Annotated in this window: 20 protein-coding genes and 1 pseudogene; 9 read left to right on the top strand and 12 right to left on the bottom strand. The window is 34.0% G+C overall.

Features of this window, described 5'->3' with window-relative positions; genetic code table 11:
* Window positions 1-75: 75 nt before the first annotated feature.
* From queC to ACSULM_RS01875, 6 genes and pseudogenes are all read left to right on the top strand, one after another.
* A complete protein-coding gene (queC, locus tag ACSULM_RS01900; RefSeq protein WP_436860090.1) occupies window positions 76-747 on the top strand; it encodes a 7-cyano-7-deazaguanine synthase QueC in 672 nt (223 codons plus the stop codon).
* 2 nt (window positions 748-749) lie between these two features.
* A complete protein-coding gene (gene queD, locus ACSULM_RS01895) occupies window positions 750-1,175 on the top strand; it encodes a 6-carboxytetrahydropterin synthase QueD (protein WP_436860089.1) in 426 nt (141 codons plus the stop codon).
* Window positions 1,168-1,884, top strand: a complete 717-nt coding sequence (queE, locus tag ACSULM_RS01890; protein WP_436860088.1) for a 7-carboxy-7-deazaguanine synthase QueE — start codon at window positions 1,168-1,170, stop codon at window positions 1,882-1,884. Before queD ends, queE begins: the two co-directional genes overlap by 8 nt.
* A 243-nt stretch (window positions 1,885-2,127) precedes the next feature.
* Window positions 2,128-2,721: a hypothetical protein gene (locus tag ACSULM_RS01885; RefSeq protein ID WP_436860087.1), complete on the top strand. Its 594-nt coding sequence runs from the start codon at window positions 2,128-2,130 to the stop codon at window positions 2,719-2,721.
* A gap of 64 nt (window positions 2,722-2,785) precedes the next feature.
* Window positions 2,786-3,037, top strand: coding sequence for a GlsB/YeaQ/YmgE family stress response membrane protein (locus ACSULM_RS01880; protein WP_436860086.1), 252 nt, complete (start codon window positions 2,786-2,788; stop codon window positions 3,035-3,037).
* Between the two features lie 186 nt (window positions 3,038-3,223).
* Window positions 3,224-3,373: pseudogene (locus ACSULM_RS01875) on the top strand (transposase); the annotation flags it as partial.
* 130 nt (window positions 3,374-3,503) lie between these two features.
* Here ACSULM_RS01875 and ACSULM_RS01870 read toward each other — a convergent pair.
* The 11 genes from ACSULM_RS01870 to norA all read right to left on the bottom strand — a co-directional run bounded on the left by ACSULM_RS01870 (window position 3,504) and on the right by norA (window position 16,802).
* Entirely contained in the window at window positions 3,504-4,565 is a 1,062-nt protein-coding gene (locus ACSULM_RS01870; protein WP_436860085.1) for a glycosyltransferase family 2 protein, read from the bottom strand.
* A 403-nt stretch (window positions 4,566-4,968) separates the two neighbouring features.
* Window positions 4,969-5,808: an aldo/keto reductase gene (locus ACSULM_RS01865; RefSeq protein ID WP_436860084.1), complete on the bottom strand. Its 840-nt coding sequence runs from the start codon at window positions 5,806-5,808 to the stop codon at window positions 4,969-4,971.
* Between the two features lie 183 nt (window positions 5,809-5,991).
* Complete coding sequence (locus tag ACSULM_RS01860) at window positions 5,992-7,341, bottom strand: hemolysin family protein (protein ID WP_436860083.1); 1,350 nt, start codon at window positions 7,339-7,341, stop codon at window positions 5,992-5,994.
* 288 nt (window positions 7,342-7,629) lie between these two features.
* Window positions 7,630-8,790 carry an N-acetylglucosamine-6-phosphate deacetylase gene (nagA, locus tag ACSULM_RS01855; RefSeq protein WP_436860082.1) on the bottom strand — a complete coding sequence of 387 codons (1,161 nt, stop codon included), beginning with the start codon at window positions 8,788-8,790 and terminating at the stop codon, window positions 7,630-7,632.
* Window positions 8,791-9,151: 361 nt separating this feature from the next.
* Window positions 9,152-11,104 (bottom strand): PTS fructose transporter subunit IIABC, encoded by a 1,953-nt coding sequence (locus ACSULM_RS01850; RefSeq protein WP_436860080.1) that lies wholly within the window; start codon window positions 11,102-11,104, stop codon window positions 9,152-9,154.
* A gap of 2 nt (window positions 11,105-11,106) precedes the next feature.
* Complete coding sequence (pfkB, locus tag ACSULM_RS01845; protein ID WP_436860079.1) at window positions 11,107-12,030, bottom strand: 1-phosphofructokinase; 924 nt, start codon at window positions 12,028-12,030, stop codon at window positions 11,107-11,109.
* Window positions 12,027-12,785, bottom strand: coding sequence for a DeoR/GlpR family DNA-binding transcription regulator (locus ACSULM_RS01840; protein ID WP_436860078.1), 759 nt, complete (start codon window positions 12,783-12,785; stop codon window positions 12,027-12,029). Before ACSULM_RS01840 ends, pfkB begins: the two co-directional genes overlap by 4 nt.
* 252 nt (window positions 12,786-13,037) lie before the next feature.
* Window positions 13,038-13,526, bottom strand: a complete 489-nt coding sequence (gene ybaK, locus ACSULM_RS01835; protein ID WP_436860265.1) for a Cys-tRNA(Pro) deacylase — start codon at window positions 13,524-13,526, stop codon at window positions 13,038-13,040.
* A gap of 89 nt (window positions 13,527-13,615) precedes the next feature.
* Window positions 13,616-14,497: a UTP--glucose-1-phosphate uridylyltransferase GalU gene (gene galU / locus ACSULM_RS01830; protein WP_436860077.1), complete on the bottom strand. Its 882-nt coding sequence runs from the start codon at window positions 14,495-14,497 to the stop codon at window positions 13,616-13,618.
* Window positions 14,498-14,668: 171 nt separating this feature from the next.
* The gene (locus ACSULM_RS01825) at window positions 14,669-15,412 is read right to left on the bottom strand and encodes a hypothetical protein (protein ID WP_436860076.1); all 744 of its coding nucleotides are present in this window, start codon (window positions 15,410-15,412) and stop codon (window positions 14,669-14,671) included.
* Between the two features lie 226 nt (window positions 15,413-15,638).
* A complete protein-coding gene (gene norA / locus ACSULM_RS01820) occupies window positions 15,639-16,802 on the bottom strand; it encodes a multidrug efflux MFS transporter NorA (protein ID WP_436860075.1) in 1,164 nt (387 codons plus the stop codon).
* A 190-nt stretch (window positions 16,803-16,992) separates the two neighbouring features.
* Between norA and ACSULM_RS01815 the strand changes: the two genes are divergently transcribed.
* The 3 genes from ACSULM_RS01815 to ACSULM_RS01805 all read left to right on the top strand — a co-directional run bounded on the left by ACSULM_RS01815 (window position 16,993) and on the right by ACSULM_RS01805 (window position 18,604).
* A complete protein-coding gene (locus ACSULM_RS01815; RefSeq protein ID WP_436860074.1) occupies window positions 16,993-17,412 on the top strand; it encodes a PPC domain-containing DNA-binding protein in 420 nt (139 codons plus the stop codon).
* 302 nt (window positions 17,413-17,714) lie between these two features.
* Window positions 17,715-18,332, top strand: a complete 618-nt coding sequence (locus ACSULM_RS01810) for a DUF1361 domain-containing protein (protein WP_436860073.1) — start codon at window positions 17,715-17,717, stop codon at window positions 18,330-18,332.
* Window positions 18,329-18,604 carry a hypothetical protein gene (locus ACSULM_RS01805; protein ID WP_436860072.1) on the top strand — a complete coding sequence of 92 codons (276 nt, stop codon included), beginning with the start codon at window positions 18,329-18,331 and terminating at the stop codon, window positions 18,602-18,604. The genes ACSULM_RS01810 and ACSULM_RS01805 overlap by 4 nt, the downstream gene beginning before the upstream one ends.
* A gap of 93 nt (window positions 18,605-18,697) precedes the next feature.
* Here ACSULM_RS01805 and mdh read toward each other — a convergent pair whose 3' ends face one another.
* Entirely contained in the window at window positions 18,698-19,645 is a 948-nt protein-coding gene (gene mdh, locus ACSULM_RS01800; RefSeq protein WP_436860071.1) for a malate dehydrogenase, read from the bottom strand.
* Between the last annotated feature and the right edge of the window lie 91 nt (window positions 19,646-19,736).

Below are 19,736 nucleotides of genomic sequence, written 5' to 3'. Positions count from 1 at the left end.
ATAGAGATAGACGTTTTTTATGTTTTAGTAATGCGTCAATATAGCTAGTCGACCATTTAAAGGAGCGCACAAAAATTGTCTCAACAATCATTAGATAATCAAAAAGCTATCGTCGTATTTAGCGGAGGTCAAGATAGCACGACTTGTTTATTTTGGGCAAAAAAACATTTCGAACACGTAGAACTTGTTACCTTTGCATATGGACAGCGACATGATACAGAATTAGAAGTTGCAAAACAAATCGCAAAAGCGCAAAATGTCAAACATCATTTATTAGATATGTCATTATTATCACAATTAACACCTAATGCATTAACACAACACGATATGGAAATAGAAGTCGGCGATGATGGTATTCCAAATACATTCGTCCCTGCAAGAAACTTATTATTTTTATCCTTTGCTGGTGCATTAGCCTATCAAACGAATGCCAAACACATTATTACAGGTGTCTGTGAAACAGATTTTTCAGGATATCCAGATTGTAGAGATCAATTTATTAAATCTATGAATGTCACACTTTCATTATCTATGGATAAAGACTTCGTTATTCACACGCCATTAATGTGGCTAAACAAAAAAGAAACGTGGGCATTAAGTGATGAACTCGGTGCATTAGATTATATCCGCTATAATACCTTAACTTGTTATAACGGTATTATTGGTGAAGGTTGTGGCACGTGCCCAGCTTGCGAACTTAGAGCAAATGGATTAAATACGTATCTAGCTGAAAAAGGAGTCCTATAATTATGTTTCAACAAAATTATCCAAGTGTCCAACACCCTTATACATTTGAGTTGAATAAAGATTTCAATTTTTCTGCTGCACATTATATTCCTAGTGAAGATGCAGGCAAGTGTATGCGCACACATGGTCATACCTATTTCGTTAATTTAACGATTGCTGGTGATGAATTAGATCATAACGGTTTTTTAGTAAACTTTAGTGAATTAAAACAGCTTGTACATGGCGAATTTGATCATCATTTACTGAACGACTTACCACAATTTTCCGGAAAAAGCCCTTCAACTGAAATTGTTGCTCAAACCATTTATGAAATGGTTCAGAATGCATTAGATGCACGTGATAATCAACCACAATGTTTACAAGTCTATGTACGTGAAACGCCTACAAGTTATGTGGTTTATCGTCCAAAGGAGCATCATCATGAGTAAAATACCTGTTTTAGAGATTTTCGGTCCAACGATACAAGGTGAAGGTCGCGTCATCGGTCGTAAGACTATGTTTGTACGTACGGCAGGATGTGATTATCGTTGTAGTTGGTGTGACTCAAGCTTCACTTGGGATGGCAGTGCCAAAGAAGATATTCGCATGATGACTGCTGAAGAAATTTATGATGCACTATACGAGATTGCTGGTGACACATTTAACCATGTAACCATTTCAGGCGGTAACCCTGCGTTAATTAAAGGTATTCAACAATTAGTTGATTTATTTGATGAAAAAGGTATTTATAGCGCACTGGAAACACAAGGTAGTAAATTCCAACCATGGATGACCCAAATTGATGATTTAACGATTAGTCCTAAGCCTCCAAGTTCCATGATGAAACCAAATCTACCTATGTTAGATGAAGTCATAGAACAATGTGTGCCCGAATCATTAAATTTAAAAGTAGTCGTATTTGATGATACCGACTATGACTTTGCGAAAATGATTCACCACAGATACCCTAGTATTCCTTTCTATTTACAAGTAGGTAATCCCTATCTCGATGGCGAACATGTAGAAGCACACACTGAAAAATTGTTATCTTTATATGAAACGTTAGTCGATCGCGTCATGGTGAGCAGTGATATGAATAACGTATATGTATTACCTCAATTGCACACATTACTATGGAGCAATAAAAAAGGTGTTTAAATTGAGTATTTCATGCGATTCGTTGTATAATGCTTTTTGTCTATATAACGGATCGCTTTTTATATTGCATCTAATAATTATATAGTGTTTCATCGCTGTAAAGAATTATTTTAATCATCTTATAATTATAAGATTTTGATTTGATTTTTTCGATATATTTGAAATTAAAATATGTAATTAAATGATTTACTTTAACTTAATTGATATAATATTGCAGTGAAGTATCTAGGTTAGGAGAGCACCATGCTGATTAATATAATTATAAATATAGCTACGATATTAGTCATTCTTGGCATTGATTTATATCGTCAGAATTTTAAACAACTTAAGTTTAGCTCTATACTAATTGCAATAAGCCTGAACGGCATCATCAATTTATTCCTAGTCGGTGAGTACGATTACATCGCATTTTATACATGTGGTCAATTTATCATTTGGACGTTATTACAATTATACTTAAATTATAAAGTAGCTACGTTTAATGTTATTAACCAAAAGTTTATTGCAGGTATTTTCACGATAATTATAAGTACATCGCTTATTCTTACATATAGTACAAGTCATGATTCTTATTACATGTCTATCCCATATCTGGCTCCTGCTATATTCTTATTCGGTGCAATTTTGCTTTTTTATAGTACATTCAAACCACAGGAAAAAGCGCAAATAAAATTAATGAATCGTATTAAACACCCTATCTTCATAGGCCACATAAGTATTATATTGTCCTTTACAATCATGACGTTACTTACGCCATATTGGTACGCTTTTATCATTATTCATTTACTGTTTATATTATTTTTATTTTGGCAGAATATATTTTTTTCTCATAAATGATTAAGATTATATTTTTCGTGGTATATATTAACAATTAATTGAATAATAAAGGAGGTTCTTTCATATGGGCTTTATTCTTATGTTGATTGTCGGTGGCTTAATCGGTTGGATTGCTGGCGGCATCTTAGGTAAAGATATTCCAGGTGGTATTTTAGGTAATATTATCGCTGGTATTGTAGGTGCTTGGTTAGGGTCATTAATTTTTGGTGACTGGGGCTGGCATTTAGGTGGCATTGCGATATTCCCTGCACTTATCGGAACGATTATCTTAGTTGCACTCGTTTCATTTATTCTGGGTAAATTACGCAAAAAATAATATTATTTTAAAGGGATTTATATCCCCAATCTCAAAAAAGAGGACTAATCCTTATATGGATTGGTCCTCTTTATATTTAAAAACTTACGATTTTGACCGTGCATGCTTGCCTGGGGTATGGTTCGAGCTTGTAGTCTCACACACACTATTCCCCTAGGCATCAGCACGTTACAAAATCGGTACAATAGTCAAAGAAAAATTGATGTAGAACCAGTTTTTGGATTTATGACGACTATATTGGGTTTCACTCGCATGTCGGTCCGAGGAATAAATAAGGTTAAACGAGAACTTGGTTTTATCTTAATGGCACTAAACATAAGTAAAATAGTAGTTTAGTGAGCTACAAATTTATATAAAAACAAATAAAACGTACTTAAGGATATGCACCATACAGTTGGCAATCCTTAAGCACGTAATGCTAAAAATTCTATAGATGAAACACTTAATCTTTGAGAAGTATTCACTATTATCTGTGTTTAACTAACTCTTTTTCTTCTGTCTGTCTTGATACCATTTCATGTTGTCGCTCATTACGCTCGATTTCATGGTTAATATCGTGATTGATATTCTGCTTTCCATGATTACAATCATAATTAAAATTAGTTGCTTGGACAATATATTTCGGACGTTGTTTCACTTCGTAATAAATACGACCTATATATTCACCAACAATACCAATTGAAATGAGTTGAATACCGCCAAGTAGTAATATAGCGGCTATGGTTGAAAAATAGCCTGGTGTTTCTACACCTCGAATCAAAATTCCTACCGAAATATAAGCAATGTATAATAAACTGATAAAGAACACGACTAGCCCTAAATAAATCATTGCTCGAAGGGGTTTATTATTGAAAGAAATTAGGCCATCAATACCATAATTTAATAGTTTACTAAATGACCACTTAGACTCTCCATCCTCGCGTTCCACATTTTCGTACGTAAACACTTTGGTATTATAACCAATCCATTCATATAATCCTTTAGAAAAACGATTATATTCATCTAACTGTGTGAGTGAAAGAACCGCACGTTGGCTTAATAATCTAAAATCACCAATGCCATCCTCTAATTTAATATCTTCTACAAAGTGATTAATCAATTTGTAATATACTTTAGTCATCATTTTTCTCGATTTTTTCTCGCCAGTTCTATCTCTCTTGGCAACTACTTGATCGTAACCATCCATATAGCCTTCTATCATTTGGGGAATTAATTCAGGCGGATGTTGCAAATCAGCATCTATCATAATGACGCCATCACAATCTTTACTATGTTGATACCCTGCAATCATTGCTGCTTCTTTACCAAAATTACGACTAAAAGAAATAAATTTTACATGCGAATCTCTATGCGCCATATCTTGAATATAATTTATTGTCTTATCTTTACTACCATCATCTACGAATAGCAAATCATAGTCATAGTGATGATATTGACTATCTTTAGATAGAATTTCAGTCAATTTTTGATACGTTTTTATGATGACTTCACCTTCATTATAACAAGGTATAATTACTCTTATTTGCATTTCTAAACACCTTCATTTCAATAACTTCAACCTTACTTTATCAATTTCTCATGCCTTTTTGCTATCTAAATCAATTAAATTTACACAATCTTTATATATCCTTAATGTTTGAAGTTGAAACTTAACGCATTCATCAAATTGTTAGATAAGTATGTTCAAAAATACATATTGTTTAAAATTTAATATCATAAAAAATATAAATAGCATCTCCAAGTGTAGCAACAATTCATCTTTATTGAAAACGATAACCATTTTTCATTGTTATATATTACATGCGATATCCATATATTTTAATGACGAACGATAGTCACAAAACCTTATAAATTAATGCAGCTCATCAAAATAATTTCTTTATTGCACAAAAAAAGCATTCAACCAACTGTTGATTAAATGCTTTCAGACATTATTTTAGCGTACCAATACGTACATCATCTGGGTCTTTACCCTGTCTGTCATCTTTGTTAAGGCTGTCGATCTCAGCGATATCTGTAAGTTCAAGATTGAAATCAAAAATATCATAATTTTCTCTAATACGTTCGGGTGTTTGCGATTTAGGGATAATCAGGCGATTGTGTGCCAAGTGCCAACGTAAAACGATTTGTGCCGGTGTCTTATCATATTGTTCAGCTAGTTTTGTAATGACGCTATGTTCTAGTAGTCCCCTGTTTCTCATTAATGGCATCCATGCTGTAACTGCAATATCATGCTTATCACAATATTCTTGTAGTGGTTGCTGATTGAAGAAAGGATGCACTTCTATTTGATTAACTGCAGGTATAATATCTGTTTCTGCCATCAACTTTTCTAGATGATGTTCCTTAAAATTACATACACCAATTGCACGAATTTTCCCTTCATTGTATAAATGTTCCATTGCTTTATAGCTTTCAATAAATAGATTATCCGCTTCACATGGCCAATGTATTAAGAATAAATCCAAGTACTCCGTACCTAAATTCTCGATAGATTTTGTAAAATACTCAATTGTACGATCATATCCTTGATAATCATTCCATAATTTTGATGTAATAAATAGTTCATCACGTGAAATATCTGTTTTTTTCAAAGCATTACCTAAAGCTATCTCATTTTTATAAAAATAAGCTGTATCAAAAGCACGATAACCTGCCTCTAATGCAGCATTTATTGCTGTTTCCATAGTATCATCGTCAATTTTATAAACGCCTAATCCAACCTTTGGCATTGGATATCCATTATTTAAATAATATACATCTTCTAACATGATCCCATTCCTCTCATTCTTCACTCAATATTATAGGAGTTCAACAATATTACATTGCTTAATTGTTGCATCTCCCAGACATATTATTACTATAGTACTTTTTAGGTTGCATGAAAATTAAAAAACCCCAACATAGCTAAAAGCTTTGTCAGGGTTCTAAAAGTGAATTTTATATCGATTGTATTAATCGTTTTCTTCTTCTTCAGCAAGTTCTTCTAAAGAAGGTCTTGTTTTATGATATTCTAACTCTAAAATCACAGTAATTATTTGATGGTTATCTATTTCAGAAATAACCCATCTGTCATATTCTGTATCGACATAATCATTTTGTTGTAAATTCGTATTATGTGCTTGTAGCCAACCACCGATTGTATCAATATCTTCTGAGTCTTCAAATTCAATACCTAGCTGATCGTTTAAATCATCTAACAGTACACGACCATTGATTTGATAACGATTATCTGTGACTTTTACAATATCGTTCACTTCATCATCATCAAACTCGTCACGAATTTCACCAACAATTTCTTCTAAGATGTCTTCCATCGTTAATATACCTGCTGTGCCACCATATTCATCTATAATAAGACTAATATGTACGTGTTCACGTTGCATACGCACAAGTGCATCACTAATACGTGTAGTTTCGGAAATCATTGGTAAATCATGGATATAGTTACTTACTTTAATTTGTTTACCTGATGCATATTCCGTTAAAAATTCTTTAACATTGATAAAGCCTTTAACATGGTCCTTATCTCCATCAGCTGTGATAGGATAACGCGTAAATTGGTGCTCTTTGATAGTCTCTAGCAATTCATCAACATTAAAAGGTTCATTCATTGTGATCATTTGCGTACGCGGAACCATAATATCTTTTGATTGTCTTTCATCAAATGAGAATATATTTTGCATGTAAGCTAGTTCTGTCTGATTAATTTCTCCGCCGTTATAACTATTGTTAATTATTATTTTTATTTCTTCTTCTGACATCGCATCATTATTCGCATCAGGATCTACACCAAACATACGAATAATCATTCTCGCTGAGCCATTCATTAACCAAATTAGTGGTTTCATTATCACACCAAAATAATATAATGGTCTAGAATATACTAAAGCTAATTTTTCAGTATGTTGAATTGCTAAAGTCTTAGGTGCTAATTCCCCAAGTACTACGTGCAAATATGTCACAATAATAAATGACACGATAAATGAAATCGTCGTCGTTAGTGCATCTGGCAAGTGGATAAGTTCAAACAAAGGATGTAATATCTTGTTGAATGTTGGCTCACCCAACCAACCTAAACCTAAAGACGTTACGGTAATACCTAGCTGACACGCAGATAAGTAATAGTCTAGATTTTTAATCATTTTTTTGACGACACGTGCATTACCATTACCTTCAGCAGCGAGTTGATCAATTCTTGTGCTACGAACTTTTACTAACGCAAATTCCGATCCTACGAATACAGTTGTTAAAGCTATTAATAGAAAAAATATTACTAAATTCATTATGGTCACAGTTTCCAATTAGTTCCCTATTTCTAGGGATTCACCTCCAAATTTTTGTGTCACAATAGGTGACATCTCATAAATATTTTTGTGCTTACGCATTATATTATTTTTTACTATATCCTTCCCATTGTGACACCTCCCTAAAAATACGCATTGCCTTTATATTATCATAAAGTAGTCTTTTAATGTAAATTTTGCTTTTGAAATTTGATTAATCTAACTTAACATTTAATCGCAAATATTACGTTAAGTCAACTTTTGAATTCAATGTATCTTTAAAATAAATCTATTTCCCACTATTTTTTATAAATTGAACTTATGCATTTCTCCATCTTTTATTGTCGCTAGTACATCAATATTATCATTTGCAATAACGATATCGGCATCTTTCCCTACTTTTAAGCTACCTTTCTTATCATCAATATTAAGTGCAATAGCTTGATTCAAACTTGCTACACGCCATAATTGATCTAAGCTGTCCCCAGTGAATGTCATTAAATTACGTAAGCCTTCATTCATTTTTAAAATACTTCCCGCAAGTGCACCAGAAGCTAAACGTGCTTCAGAACCTTTAACAATCACATTCTGACCACCTAAATCGTAATCTCCATCTGGCATACCTTTCGCTCTCATCGCATCTGTAATGAGTAAGAAACGTTGATTACCTTTCAATTTATACGCAACTTCAATAGCAGCTGGGTGAGAATGTATGCCATCAACAATTAATTCTGTACTTAGGTGGTCGTTAAGCCACGCTGCGCCAAATACTCCTGGTTCTCGATGACCAAAAGCTGTACCAGCATTGTATAAATGTGTCACATGTCTCGCACCATGTTTAACTGCTTCATTGACCTCATCATATGTTGCAACCGTATGCCCGATTGAAAAGCAAATATTATTATGTAACGCCTTTAATGTTTCATTAGCACCATCAACTTCTGGTGCAAATGTGATTACTTTGATTTGATTGTTTGCAATTTTTTGGAAATGCTCTACTTTAGCAGTGGAAGGTCTTTGTACATAAGCTGGATTTTGTGCACCAACTTTATGTTCTGAAATAAATGGTCCCTCTAAATGTATACCAACGATAGATGCTGCATGATATGAATCTTGGTTTTGTTGATAATTAACAATATTTTCTAAGGCTTTTGTAATATTGTCATCCGATTGTGTCATCGTTGTTGCTAAATAGCTAGTTGTCCCTTCAGATAGCAACGATTCCGATAAATGTTTCAAGCCATCGAAAGAAGCATCCATTGCATCTTCTCCGTATCCCCCGTGCATATGTATATCAATAAATCCTGGTAAAACATGCTGCCCTTGTACATCTACCGTAGTTAAATCACCTTGATACGAACCTGATGCTATATGTGTAATTATTCCGTTTTCAATAATAAGATAACCTTGTACAATCGTACCTACTTCTGTATATATACGTCCATTTTCAATCACATATTTACTCATTTTTCTACCTTCTTTATTATATTTTCTATATTTTTGCACTTCATAACAATATTTTCTATACAAAAATTGAATATTTAACGTATCGATAATTATATTTCATAACTAATCTCAAATATGCATATACTTATATTGCCACTTTGCTTATCTATGTTTATTTTACCAAATTAGCGACACTTATTATATTCAGAAGTTTTTTTATCTTAAAGTGATTAAACTCAAACATCAAAAACAACATCTTTATATAAACACTTATAATTTCAAAAAGTAACCCTCCTACATTAAAATTACATACAATTAACAAGTAGAGCCTGAGACACAATGATGTCCCAGGCTCTATACTTTAATCAATATTTAATTTATCTTATTCATTCATCGCTTCAGACGTCTCAATTTCATCTTGTGTTAATTTTGGTTTTAACACACCATAAATGATTGCGGCAACGATTGAACCGACAATAATTGCAAGTATTGATTGTAAGGCATGACTAAAGTCTGTACCAAAGATTACAATGATACCACCATGTGGCCCTTGAATTGCAGAACCTAAACCAAGTGCAATCGCACCAGCCACACCAGAACCAACCATCATAGATGGAATAACTCTCAATGGGTCCGCTGCCGCAAATGGTATCGCACCCTCAGTAATAAAGGACGCTCCCATAACATAGTTTGGTAAGATAGAACCTTTTTGCTCTTTCGTGAATTTTTTACGGAAGATCCACATTGCAGTAGCAATTGCGATTGGTGGTACCATACCGCCAATCATTGCTGCCGTAATTGGTGCTGTATTACCTTCTGTTAATGCGGCAACTGAGAATACATAAGCTGCTTTGTTAAATGGACCACCCATATCAATGGCCATCATTGCACCAACAACTAATCCTAGTAACATAATATTTGTACCTGATAAACTTTCCAAACCACTAAGCAGTGTATTATTCAACCAAGATGCTGGCGGATTAATCACATAAATCATTAATAAACCTGTGATAGTTACTGATAATACTGGGAAAATCAACGTCGGTTTTAATCCTTCTAATGATTGAGGCATACCACTTGTTAATTTTTTAATACCTAAAGTTAAATAACCAGCAAGGAACCCGGCAAGAATACCACCGATAAATCCAGAATCACCATTACTTGCTAATAAACCACCAACAAGACCTGCTGCAAAACCTGGTTTATCCGCAATACTACGTGCGATGTAACCTGCCAAAATTGGTATGATAAACATGAATGCACTGTTTTTACCAATATTCCAAATTTGTTCAGCAAATGCATTATATTCTGAGCTCTTTGGATCAAATGAATTTGGACCAAATAAGAAAGCAATTGCCATTAAAATACCACCCGCAATAACAAGCGGTAACATATTAGAAACACCATTCATCAAATGTTTATAAATTGTTTTACCAACACTTTGTTTCTCATTACTTGCTGCTGATTTTCTATTTTTATTACCTGCACTTGCTACGAATGGTTTACGTGATGTATCTTGCGCTAAATTAATTAATTCTTCTGGACGCTTGATACCATCCGCAACAGGTACTTCAACAACATTTTTTCCGTCAAAACGATCTGTTTCCACGTGAACATCTGCTGCGACAATAATTCCCGTAGCACGTCGGATATCATCATCCGTAAGATGGTTTTTAATGCCACCTGAGCCATTCGTTTCAACTTTCATTTTTACATTCATTTTTCCAGCTTGTTTTTTCAATGCATCTCGTGCCATATAAGTATGTGCTATTCCTGTTGGACAAGCAGTTACAGCTAATATATACGGTTCGTCAGTTGTCGTAGCATTTGTCGTTGACGCTTCATTTGCTTGCGCTTCGGCCGCTTCTTCTTCTGTAGCTTCATCGTCTGCTTTATCAATAATTTGTAATATTTCTTCGGGACTATTTGCATGAAGTAATGCTGCACGCACATCTTCATCCATAAGTATACCTGACAGCTTCGCTAACGCATCTAAGTGCGTTTGAGCGCCGCCTTCTGGTGCAGCAATCATAAAGAATAAGTGTGCTGGTTGCATATCTAAACTTTGATAATCAACGCCAGCTTTAGATTTACCGAAAGCAATCGCCGGTGTCGTTACCGCTGCAACTTTCGCATGTGGAATGGCAATGCCCTCACCAATACCTGTTGTACTTTGAGATTCACGATTATGAATCGCGTTTTTAAATTGCGTTACATCATTCAATTTTCCAGCTTTATCTAATTGATTTACCAATTCATCGATAACACCATTTTTATCTGTTGCAGATAAATCCATAGCAATTGTATCTTTTGTTAATAACTCGGTAACTCTCATAACTATTCACTCCCGTCAATTGTCGTAATAACGACTTGATTTTTAATTGTTTCAATATCTGAAGCTGATGCTAAATCATCATTAAATGCAGTCGCTGTACCAGCTGACACAGCTTGTTTGAAAGCATCTTTAATTGATAATCCTGATACTAAACCGGCTACCATACCAGCTACTGTGCTGTCTCCAGATCCGACTGTATTTACGACTTGACCATTTGGCACTGTTGCTTTGTAGCTCTGTGCGTCATCAACATAAACTGCACCTTCACCGCCTAATGAAATGATGACGGAAGTTGCGCCTTTTTTTAGAATCTCGCGTGCATATTTGATAACATCTTGATCTGTAGATATAACGGTGTCAAACATGACTTCTAGCTCATCTTTATTAGGTTTGATAAATAACGGATGATAACTTAATACAGACTCAACGAGATCTTTCTCTGCATCTACAACCAAACTGGCACCAGTCTCATTTGCGATTCGAGCAATTTGTTCATAAGCATCTTTAGGAACACTCTTTGGAATACTACCTGCTACAATCACTGTATCGTTGTCTGACGTCTGCTTAATTTGTGTTAATAATGCTTCCAATTGTAAATTCGTAATGTTAGGCCCTGGCGCATTAATTTCTGTCTCATCACCTGTTTTCAACTTAACATTTATGCGTGTATCTTCATCTACTTGAATAAAATCTGTAAGAATTTCAGACTGTGTTAATGTTTCTGATATAAATTGGCCAGGGAAACCACCCGCAAAGCCAAGTGCTGTCGATTGAATGCCTAGTGTTTTCAACACTCTTGAAACATTAATGCCTTTACCCCCAGCGAATTTATATGTTTCAGTGGCGCGATTCAAACCATTTAGCTCAAAATCATGTGTAAACATAATGTAATCAATCGAAGGATTAAAAGTAACTGTATAAATCATGTCGTACCTCCCATAAAATGATATTTATCTATAAATCGTTGGAAATTGTTATTTGCTTTCGCTTTTTCAGAAGTGATGATTACAGCATGGTCTTCCAGTGGCACATACGCAAAATAAACTTTTTCATACTTCGCATGGTCAATTAAGACAAATGCTTTCGTACCTAACTGCATTGCATGATGTTTAATAATCGCTTCTTGTTCATCTGGAGTCGTCAATCCATATTTTAAGTCGATACCATTCATACCTAAGAACACTTTGTCGAAACGATAACGATTCAACGTCTCCAATGCACTCGCTCCAACCGTTGCATAGGTTGTACCTTTAACTTCCCCACCAATAATTAACGTTCGAATACCATGCTTCAATAATTCCTCGACATGAGTTAAACCATTCGTAACAATAATAATTTCTTGAGCTGTGATGTATGGAATCATTTCTAATGTTGTAGAACCTGCATCTAAAAACACACAATCCCTTTCTGAGATTTGACTAGCTGCATACTTACCTATTTCTTGTTTCTCACGTAGGTTTGTACTTCTTTTATCTGCTAAATTAGGCTCTAGGACAGATGATTGATTTAGGGTTGCTCCACCATGCACTCTTTTTAATTTTCCAAAGCTTTGTAATTTTGATAAATCACGACGAATTGTTGAAGCACTGCATCCTGTACGGTCGATTAAATCTTGTAGTGTTAAAAAATCTTGTTTTGACAATGCATTCAAAATTAATTCATGGCGCTTTTCCGTTATCATCACTTCACCTCATCTCACTGTCATTATAATGGATGCGCTTTCTTAATTCAATCATTTTTCGTCAAAAACAGTCAAAAACAGTCAAATATATTAAATAAGTTCAATATTTCGCCATGATTTTGAACAAAAATACTGTTTTCTCAAAAAATAAAAGGCTCTAACTTCCACAAAAAAAGTGATACAAAATAATGAAAGCGTACTGCCTTCATTATTTCATATCACTCATTCACAATAACTTAACCTATATTCAAATCAAGGTTGTCCTTGAATTATATCGGCTACCTGTGCATGCGTAGCTTTGACTATATCTGATACATTAAGTCTAATTTGCAACCCACGCTCACCGCCACTGATATAAATCATTTCTAGTTTAGTTGCCTCAGCATCAATTACTGTTGGAAACGTATTTTTCATACCTATAGGTGAACAGCCACCTCTAATATAGCCTGTCACTGGTTTTAACTGCTCCAGAGGAAGTAAATGTAATTTCTTCTCTCCTACTGCTTGTGCCGCTCTTTTCATATTGAGTGTCTGGTTGACTGGAATCACGAAGACAAAGTGGGCATGTTGCACACTTTCAAGCACGAGTGTTTTAAATACTTGTGACGGTTCAACCCCTATCGTTGTCGCTACGTGTTCTCCATCTATATGCGCATCAGTAACCTCATATCTATTCATTTGGTATGAAATACCTTGACGTTCTAGTATGCGCATTGCATTTGTTTTCTTATGCTTCATTATATGTCTCACCTCATAATGACTGAATAATCTTGTTAATATTTTGAAAATGTAAGTACAACAAAAGCATGTATAACTTAAATCATTAAATTTTAGCTACGCGGTGTATCCAGGTCTAAATTTTGAATAAACTCTGCCAATTCGTCACGTATTTTTTCATCTTTCAACGCATATTCAATTGTAGTTTTTACAAAACCTAATTTTTCACCTACATCGTAACGATCACCTTCAAAATCATATGCATACACTTGATCTGCTCTATTTAATCGTTCAATTGCATCCGTCAATTGAATTTCTCCGCCAGCACCTTCACCTTGTGTCGCTAAATATTCAAAAATATCTGCAGTAAGTACGTAACGCCCCATAATTGCTAAATTTGAAGGCGCCGTGCCTTGTTTTGGCTTCTCAACAAATTGGTTCACTTCATATTTTCTATCTATTTTTTCTAATGGATCAATAATACCATAACGATGTGTATTGGCTTCATCTACTTCTTGTACACCAATAACCGACTTTCCAGTTTCTTCATAAGCATCCATCAATTGTTTAATTGCCGGCTTTTCAGATTCAACAATGTCGTCCCCTAGTAATACTGCAAATGGTTCATCACCAATGAATTGACGTGCTGAATAAATCGCATGACCTAGACCTTTTTGTTCTTTTTGTCTTACATAGAAAATGTTTGCCAATTCAGTTGAATATTTAACCTTTTCCAATAAATCTGTCTTACCTTTTTCTTGTAAAATCATTTCCAATTCTTTTTGATTATCAAAATGATCTTCAATCGCACGCTTATGTTTACCAGTCACAATAATGATATCTTCTATACCCGCACGTGCCGCTTCTTCAACTATGTATTGAATCGTAGGTTTATCTAAAATAGGTAACATTTCTTTAGGCATAGCTTTAGTAGCCGGTAAAAATCGTGTACCTAAACCCGCAGCTGGTATGATTGCTTTCTTTATTTTTCTCAAAACGCTCATCCTTTTCTATATAAATTAATTAGCACTATGCGCATCGCACATCTTAAAAATATTCTATATATTAATAAATTCATCATAACATTGATTCGATGCACTTTATACTGATTTACTAAACACAAAAAACCACACAGAACTTCCCATACGTTTCTGCGTGGTTTTATGCTATGCATTGAGTGAAGGTTGACGAATAACGTCTCCCGTTTTATTTACAATGACTTTATAATCTTTTTGAGTTTCATATTCGTGGAATGTGTAAAACATTCCGTCTTTAGATTCATGCACTTTTTTCAATACAGCATTTTCCCCTAATTCATCTATCGCATGCTTTTGTGCAATTACTTCAGATTCTTGAGGAGATATACTCATATTATTTGTTTGTTGATTATCATTAATTTCATATGCTTTATCAAATATTGTAGCCTGATTATTATCGTTTACAGTTACTCTGTAATATTTACCTTGCTTGGCTTTGTTTTCAAATGTAAAAATATAATAATATGCACCTTGGCAAGTGCTATCAATTCCATAATCATTGTATTTATTCGAACGGTCATTGTCTTTATTTACAATTGTTTGTGCCTTATCCAATGCTTTGGAAAATTGTGGTAAATTAGCTTGACTCTTCTCATTCTCTTTTAAATTGTGTGTCGTTAATTTAGCAATTGGTTTGTAGTTTTTAGCGTCATATGGCTCTTCATTTTCATCTTTTTCCATTGCGGCCTTCAATGAATGCTTATCCTCTTGTGTTGTATTACTCTTAGCTTCAGCTATCTTGTCTATGCTTGAAAAGCTAGAAATTGTTTCATGCACTTGTGCTAACGCCTGTTGATGCGTAGCTACAAAAATAAGAAAACCTAAACAACAAGCAAGCAAGAATGCCATAATGGTTAACATTAAATTTTTCAAATTCATCCCCTTACTTACATTTATTACATTTCTTATCATGTTAGCATAGATTAAACTCAAATCACTTAAATAGAACACAATTTAAACCAAATGTAATATTTGTTACATAATTATTACGCAGTATAAATTCATTTAATACATATGTCATATTTATAAAAATAGAGTAACCCTCATCAATCATATTATTACTTTGATTGACGACAGTTACTCTAATAATATTCTTATACTATTGTGACTTTCTGAGACGTGCGCTTATCATTTTTTCTATGAATATTACAAACATTCCTAGTACCATCACTAAAACGGACATATATAATGGAAACTCAAAGTTCACATCATATAATATACCAGCAACAAGTGGACCAATAAAATTCCCCATACTTGTAAATGTAGAGTTGAGTCCACCGGCGAAACCTTGACGATTTCCAGCTATATTTGAAAAGTAATTCGTTATCGCAGGTCTAATCATATCAAAACCTATAAATACGACAAAACTGATGACCATGATTGACCAATAACCATGTACAAATGTAAGTGCCAATAAAATAATTGCAGAGTAAAGTAATGAATATGTGATAAATGTAAGTTCATTAAAATACTTCATAAATTTATCAAAGAAAAAGACTTGGAACACTGCACCTAGAATACCTCCACCAGTTATAGCGAATGAAATATCGAGTGGTGAATAATGCGCTTTATCTGCAGTATATAATGGGAATAATGTTTCAAAAGCCGATAGTCCAAAAGCCAATACCAACGTTAAAATAATTGGCGTTAAAAAGACCTTCCAATTTATTTTAGACAGTAATTCTGGCTGATATTTTGCGAAACCATCTTGCGTACCGTTTTTAGGATTTTTAATGAGCGTTATCGATAAAACCAGTGCGATACAACCGCTCACACCAGCAACGTAGAATGGTAATCTATGAGATACTTCAGCAAGCATACCACCTAAACCAGGCCCTAAAATAAACCCAGAATTAATAATGGCAGACATATAACCAAAATTCTTCGCCTTATCTCTTCCTGTAGAAATATCAGCAATCATTCCAGTAACACCAGGCATAACCATACCAGCACTGAAACCACCAAGTATTCTTGAAACAATTAGAAGTGAGAACGTATGACTCGCCGCAAATAAAAATTCAGAAATAGCAAAAAGTCCAAGACCAATACATATGATTAACTTTTTACCTAGTTTATCTGCAAGCGTCCCACCAAATGGTGAAATAATCATTTGTGCTAGCGCAAAAACCGCTACCAATATGCCTAAGTCGCTACCCTTCAATCCTAAATCTTTTAAATATACCGGTAACACGGGCACAACTAATCCAATTCCTAAAAAGACAAGAAAAATATTAAAATATAAAATCACAAATTGTTTATTCACGTATCTCACTCCATTCTTACCTTCGTTTTTTACTTTTAACATAGTAGTCAAAAGCATAATATTAGAACATTCTATAACAGTTTCGTGTCAATTGACAATAAAAATTTCATTTTGTAATCACTATTATACAATCTCTGATTTATAACTTGTATAATAAATATGTAAATAATTTTATAGATGGGGGTCGCTTATGATTTATCAAGTAGATGGTAAAACAATTGTATTGGTCTTGGAACAAGGTGAAGATATTGTAGAAGCAGTGACAGACGTTGCAAGAGAACAAGGTGGAAAGTTCGGTACTGTCAGCGGTATTGGTGCTTGTGCTAGTGCTGAACTCAATTTTTATAATTTAAATACTAAAACCTATGAAAAGAAAACGATTCATGAACCCTTAGAATTAATTAGTTTATTAGGCAACATCTCTCATATTGACGACACTCCTTTTGCACACTTACATGCAACATTTGGCACGGATCAATATGAAACCCTGAGCGGACATTTATCAAAAGCCATTGTTTCGGCAACAGCTGAAATCGTCATCACTATGACAAACTTAGATATCAACCGCAAACATAATGATTCCATTGGTTTAAACCTTTTAGATTTATAAAATGTTAGTTAATAGCTTAACCCATGAGCGTGTGATACCACGACCTTATGTATAATGAGGTTTCCGTCACACGCTTATTTGACGTATTGAAAAAGTCTTTGTTATAAACCATGTTTATGTTTGAAATTTATTTTCAAAATATGTATCATATAGTCTTGTATTTCACATAAATAATTCAAATGATCCCTTTTTATGATGCACATACAGGGATTTTTTATTGCAGTTTTTATATAACTTTTAACCAACACAAATGCTCAATTTGAAATATTTAAAAATGCTAACTAAAGAAAGTAGGTGTGGTGATGAAAGCACGCTATATTGCTAGAACTGTATTTCTTATATTAATAATTATTTCCATATTCTTTAATAATTATTATCCATTTATGACTTTAAATCTATTTCTAGCATATGTCCCTTTTGAACTGTGCTTACTCTTGAATTTATTTAAACCTAAAGAAAAATATGAATGGCCATTGTTCATTATATTTGCATTAATTTTTGTGTTAATGGTACCAAATACACTCTACATGGTGACAGATTTAATACATTTAAATCAGTTTGCATTCAATTTTTACCAAGGATTGAACATCATAGAATGGGCGTATTTCACATTTTTAGTAGCTGGTGTGTTACTTGCTATTTATTTACTAATAGTCATGTTTTTAGAAATGGAACGCTTTACACATCGCCTATGGTTAAATAGAACGATTGTTATCGCGATGATGTTTTTAAATGGCTTAGGTATTTTCATAGGTAGATTCTTGCGTTTACATTCGGTTTATCTTATCAACGAACCAGTCCGTATTTTAAATGAAGTGACTGCAAGTTTAAATTGGCGTACATTATGCTTTGTATTACTATTAGTAGCCTTACAAATGATGCTATTTGCATTTGCGAAAGGAGTGCGCAACGTAAAATGACTTTAAATATCCTCATATTATTAGGTATCTTGCTTGTTCTCCAATTGATTATCGGGCATTTATTACATGATGTTGGCTTTTCGTACACAAAAAGTATTATATTGATGTGTTTACCATTAGGTATCGGGCTATTTTACTTGCAGTTATTCTATTATGAACGCCGATTCCCAAATTGGCATGTTCCATTTAAAGTTAAATTGCGATTAAAATACATGTATATTTTGACATTTTTTGAGTATGTAGCTTTGTATATTTGTATTTTCAGAATGTAAACGTAATTAAGTATTAACAGTAGTATATGTTACTAGAACTAGATAAAGGCTAGCACAATTTTTCATGTGCTAGCCTTATTTATATATCGCTTCTTAGTTTGAGTCGTAATGTTTTAATGCTTGTTTTACATCTGTAACTGAATCTGCTGAAACCTGTAGTTGCGTCTTTTCATCATCTGAAAGTGCAAGTTCTACGATAGTTTCAATTCCATTTGCACCTAATATAGTTGGTACGCCTAAGCAAATATCAGTAAATTGATATTCGCCTTCTAAATAAGCAATGCTCGGAAGTAAACGGCGTTGATCTTTCAAAATGGCTTCAATCATACTATATACCGCAGATGCAGGAGCATAATACGCTGACCCCTGACCTAGCAATTCTACGATCTCTGCTCCGCCTTTACGTGTGCGCTCTACAATTTGATCAATTTGTTGTTGTTCTAATAACTTGTTTAAAGGCACTCCATTGACGTTGGTTGAATGGACAAGCGGAACCATCGTATCCCCATGGCCACCCAAGACCAGACCTTTAATATCTTTAACTGATATATTCAATGCCTCAGCAATAAATGTTTGATATCGAGCTGTATCTAGGATACCCGATTGACCAATAACACGTGATTTAGGAAAACCTGATGCTTTCAAGACCGAATACGTCATCGCATCTACCGGATTTGTCAGTACAATAATCTTACAGTTTGGTGAATACTTAACAATTTCTTTTGTAACATCATGCATAACCTGCTCGTTAACTTGCACCAAATCATCTCGGCTCATACCAGGTTTACGTGGAATGCCTGCGGTAATAACAACAATATCTGAATCAACAGTATCCGCATAATCTATAGAACCTGTAACTGCAACATCGAAGCCATATATCGGACTACTCTCAAGTATATCAAGCGCCTTACCTTTCACCTGACCTTCATTGTTCGGGCGATCAATAAGTACAACATCTGCTAATTCTTTTTGCGCAACGATAAAGGCTAATGTGGCACCTGTATGCCCAGCACCAATAATTGAAACTTTTTGTCTTGTCATAAAAACAACCCCTTTTTCAATCATGTTATATTTCGCTTAAATTATAACACCTTATTGTACGCTCAAATGATTATATTTTATGAATATCAAT

This window comes from Staphylococcus caeli, from assembly GCF_051413795.1.
Lineage (GTDB): Bacteria > Bacillota > Bacilli > Staphylococcales > Staphylococcaceae > Staphylococcus > Staphylococcus caeli_A.
The sequence above is the reverse complement of the archived record's forward strand: the minus strand, read 5'-3'. Positions and strand labels throughout refer to the sequence as shown.

Excerpts from the sequence above, each read along its gene's own strand:
- ACSULM_RS01885 (WP_436860087.1), top strand. The coding sequence starts at position 2,128 with ATGCTGATTAATATAATTATAAATATAGCTACGATATTAGTCATTCTT.
- ACSULM_RS01815 (WP_436860074.1), top strand. The coding sequence starts at position 16,993 with ATGATTTATCAAGTAGATGGTAAAACAATTGTATTGGTCTTGGAACAA.
- ACSULM_RS01865 (WP_436860084.1), bottom strand. The coding sequence starts at position 5,808 with ATGTTAGAAGATGTATATTATTTAAATAATGGATATCCAATGCCAAAG.
- queE (WP_436860088.1), top strand. The coding sequence starts at position 1,168 with ATGAGTAAAATACCTGTTTTAGAGATTTTCGGTCCAACGATACAAGGT.
- ACSULM_RS01840 (WP_436860078.1), bottom strand. The coding sequence starts at position 12,785 with ATGATAACGGAAAAGCGCCATGAATTAATTTTGAATGCATTGTCAAAA.
- ACSULM_RS01805 (WP_436860072.1), top strand. The coding sequence starts at position 18,329 with ATGACTTTAAATATCCTCATATTATTAGGTATCTTGCTTGTTCTCCAA.
- ACSULM_RS01880 (WP_436860086.1), top strand. The coding sequence starts at position 2,786 with ATGGGCTTTATTCTTATGTTGATTGTCGGTGGCTTAATCGGTTGGATT.
- nagA (WP_436860082.1), bottom strand. The coding sequence starts at position 8,790 with ATGAGTAAATATGTGATTGAAAATGGACGTATATATACAGAAGTAGGT.
- ACSULM_RS01850 (WP_436860080.1), bottom strand. The coding sequence starts at position 11,104 with ATGAGAGTTACCGAGTTATTAACAAAAGATACAATTGCTATGGATTTA.
- pfkB (WP_436860079.1), bottom strand. The coding sequence starts at position 12,030 with ATGATTTATACAGTTACTTTTAATCCTTCGATTGATTACATTATGTTT.
- ACSULM_RS01870 (WP_436860085.1), bottom strand. The coding sequence starts at position 4,565 with ATGCAAATAAGAGTAATTATACCTTGTTATAATGAAGGTGAAGTCATC.
- queD (WP_436860089.1), top strand. The coding sequence starts at position 750 with ATGTTTCAACAAAATTATCCAAGTGTCCAACACCCTTATACATTTGAG.
- mdh (WP_436860071.1), bottom strand. The coding sequence starts at position 19,645 with ATGACAAGACAAAAAGTTTCAATTATTGGTGCTGGGCATACAGGTGCC.
- ACSULM_RS01810 (WP_436860073.1), top strand. The coding sequence starts at position 17,715 with ATGAAAGCACGCTATATTGCTAGAACTGTATTTCTTATATTAATAATT.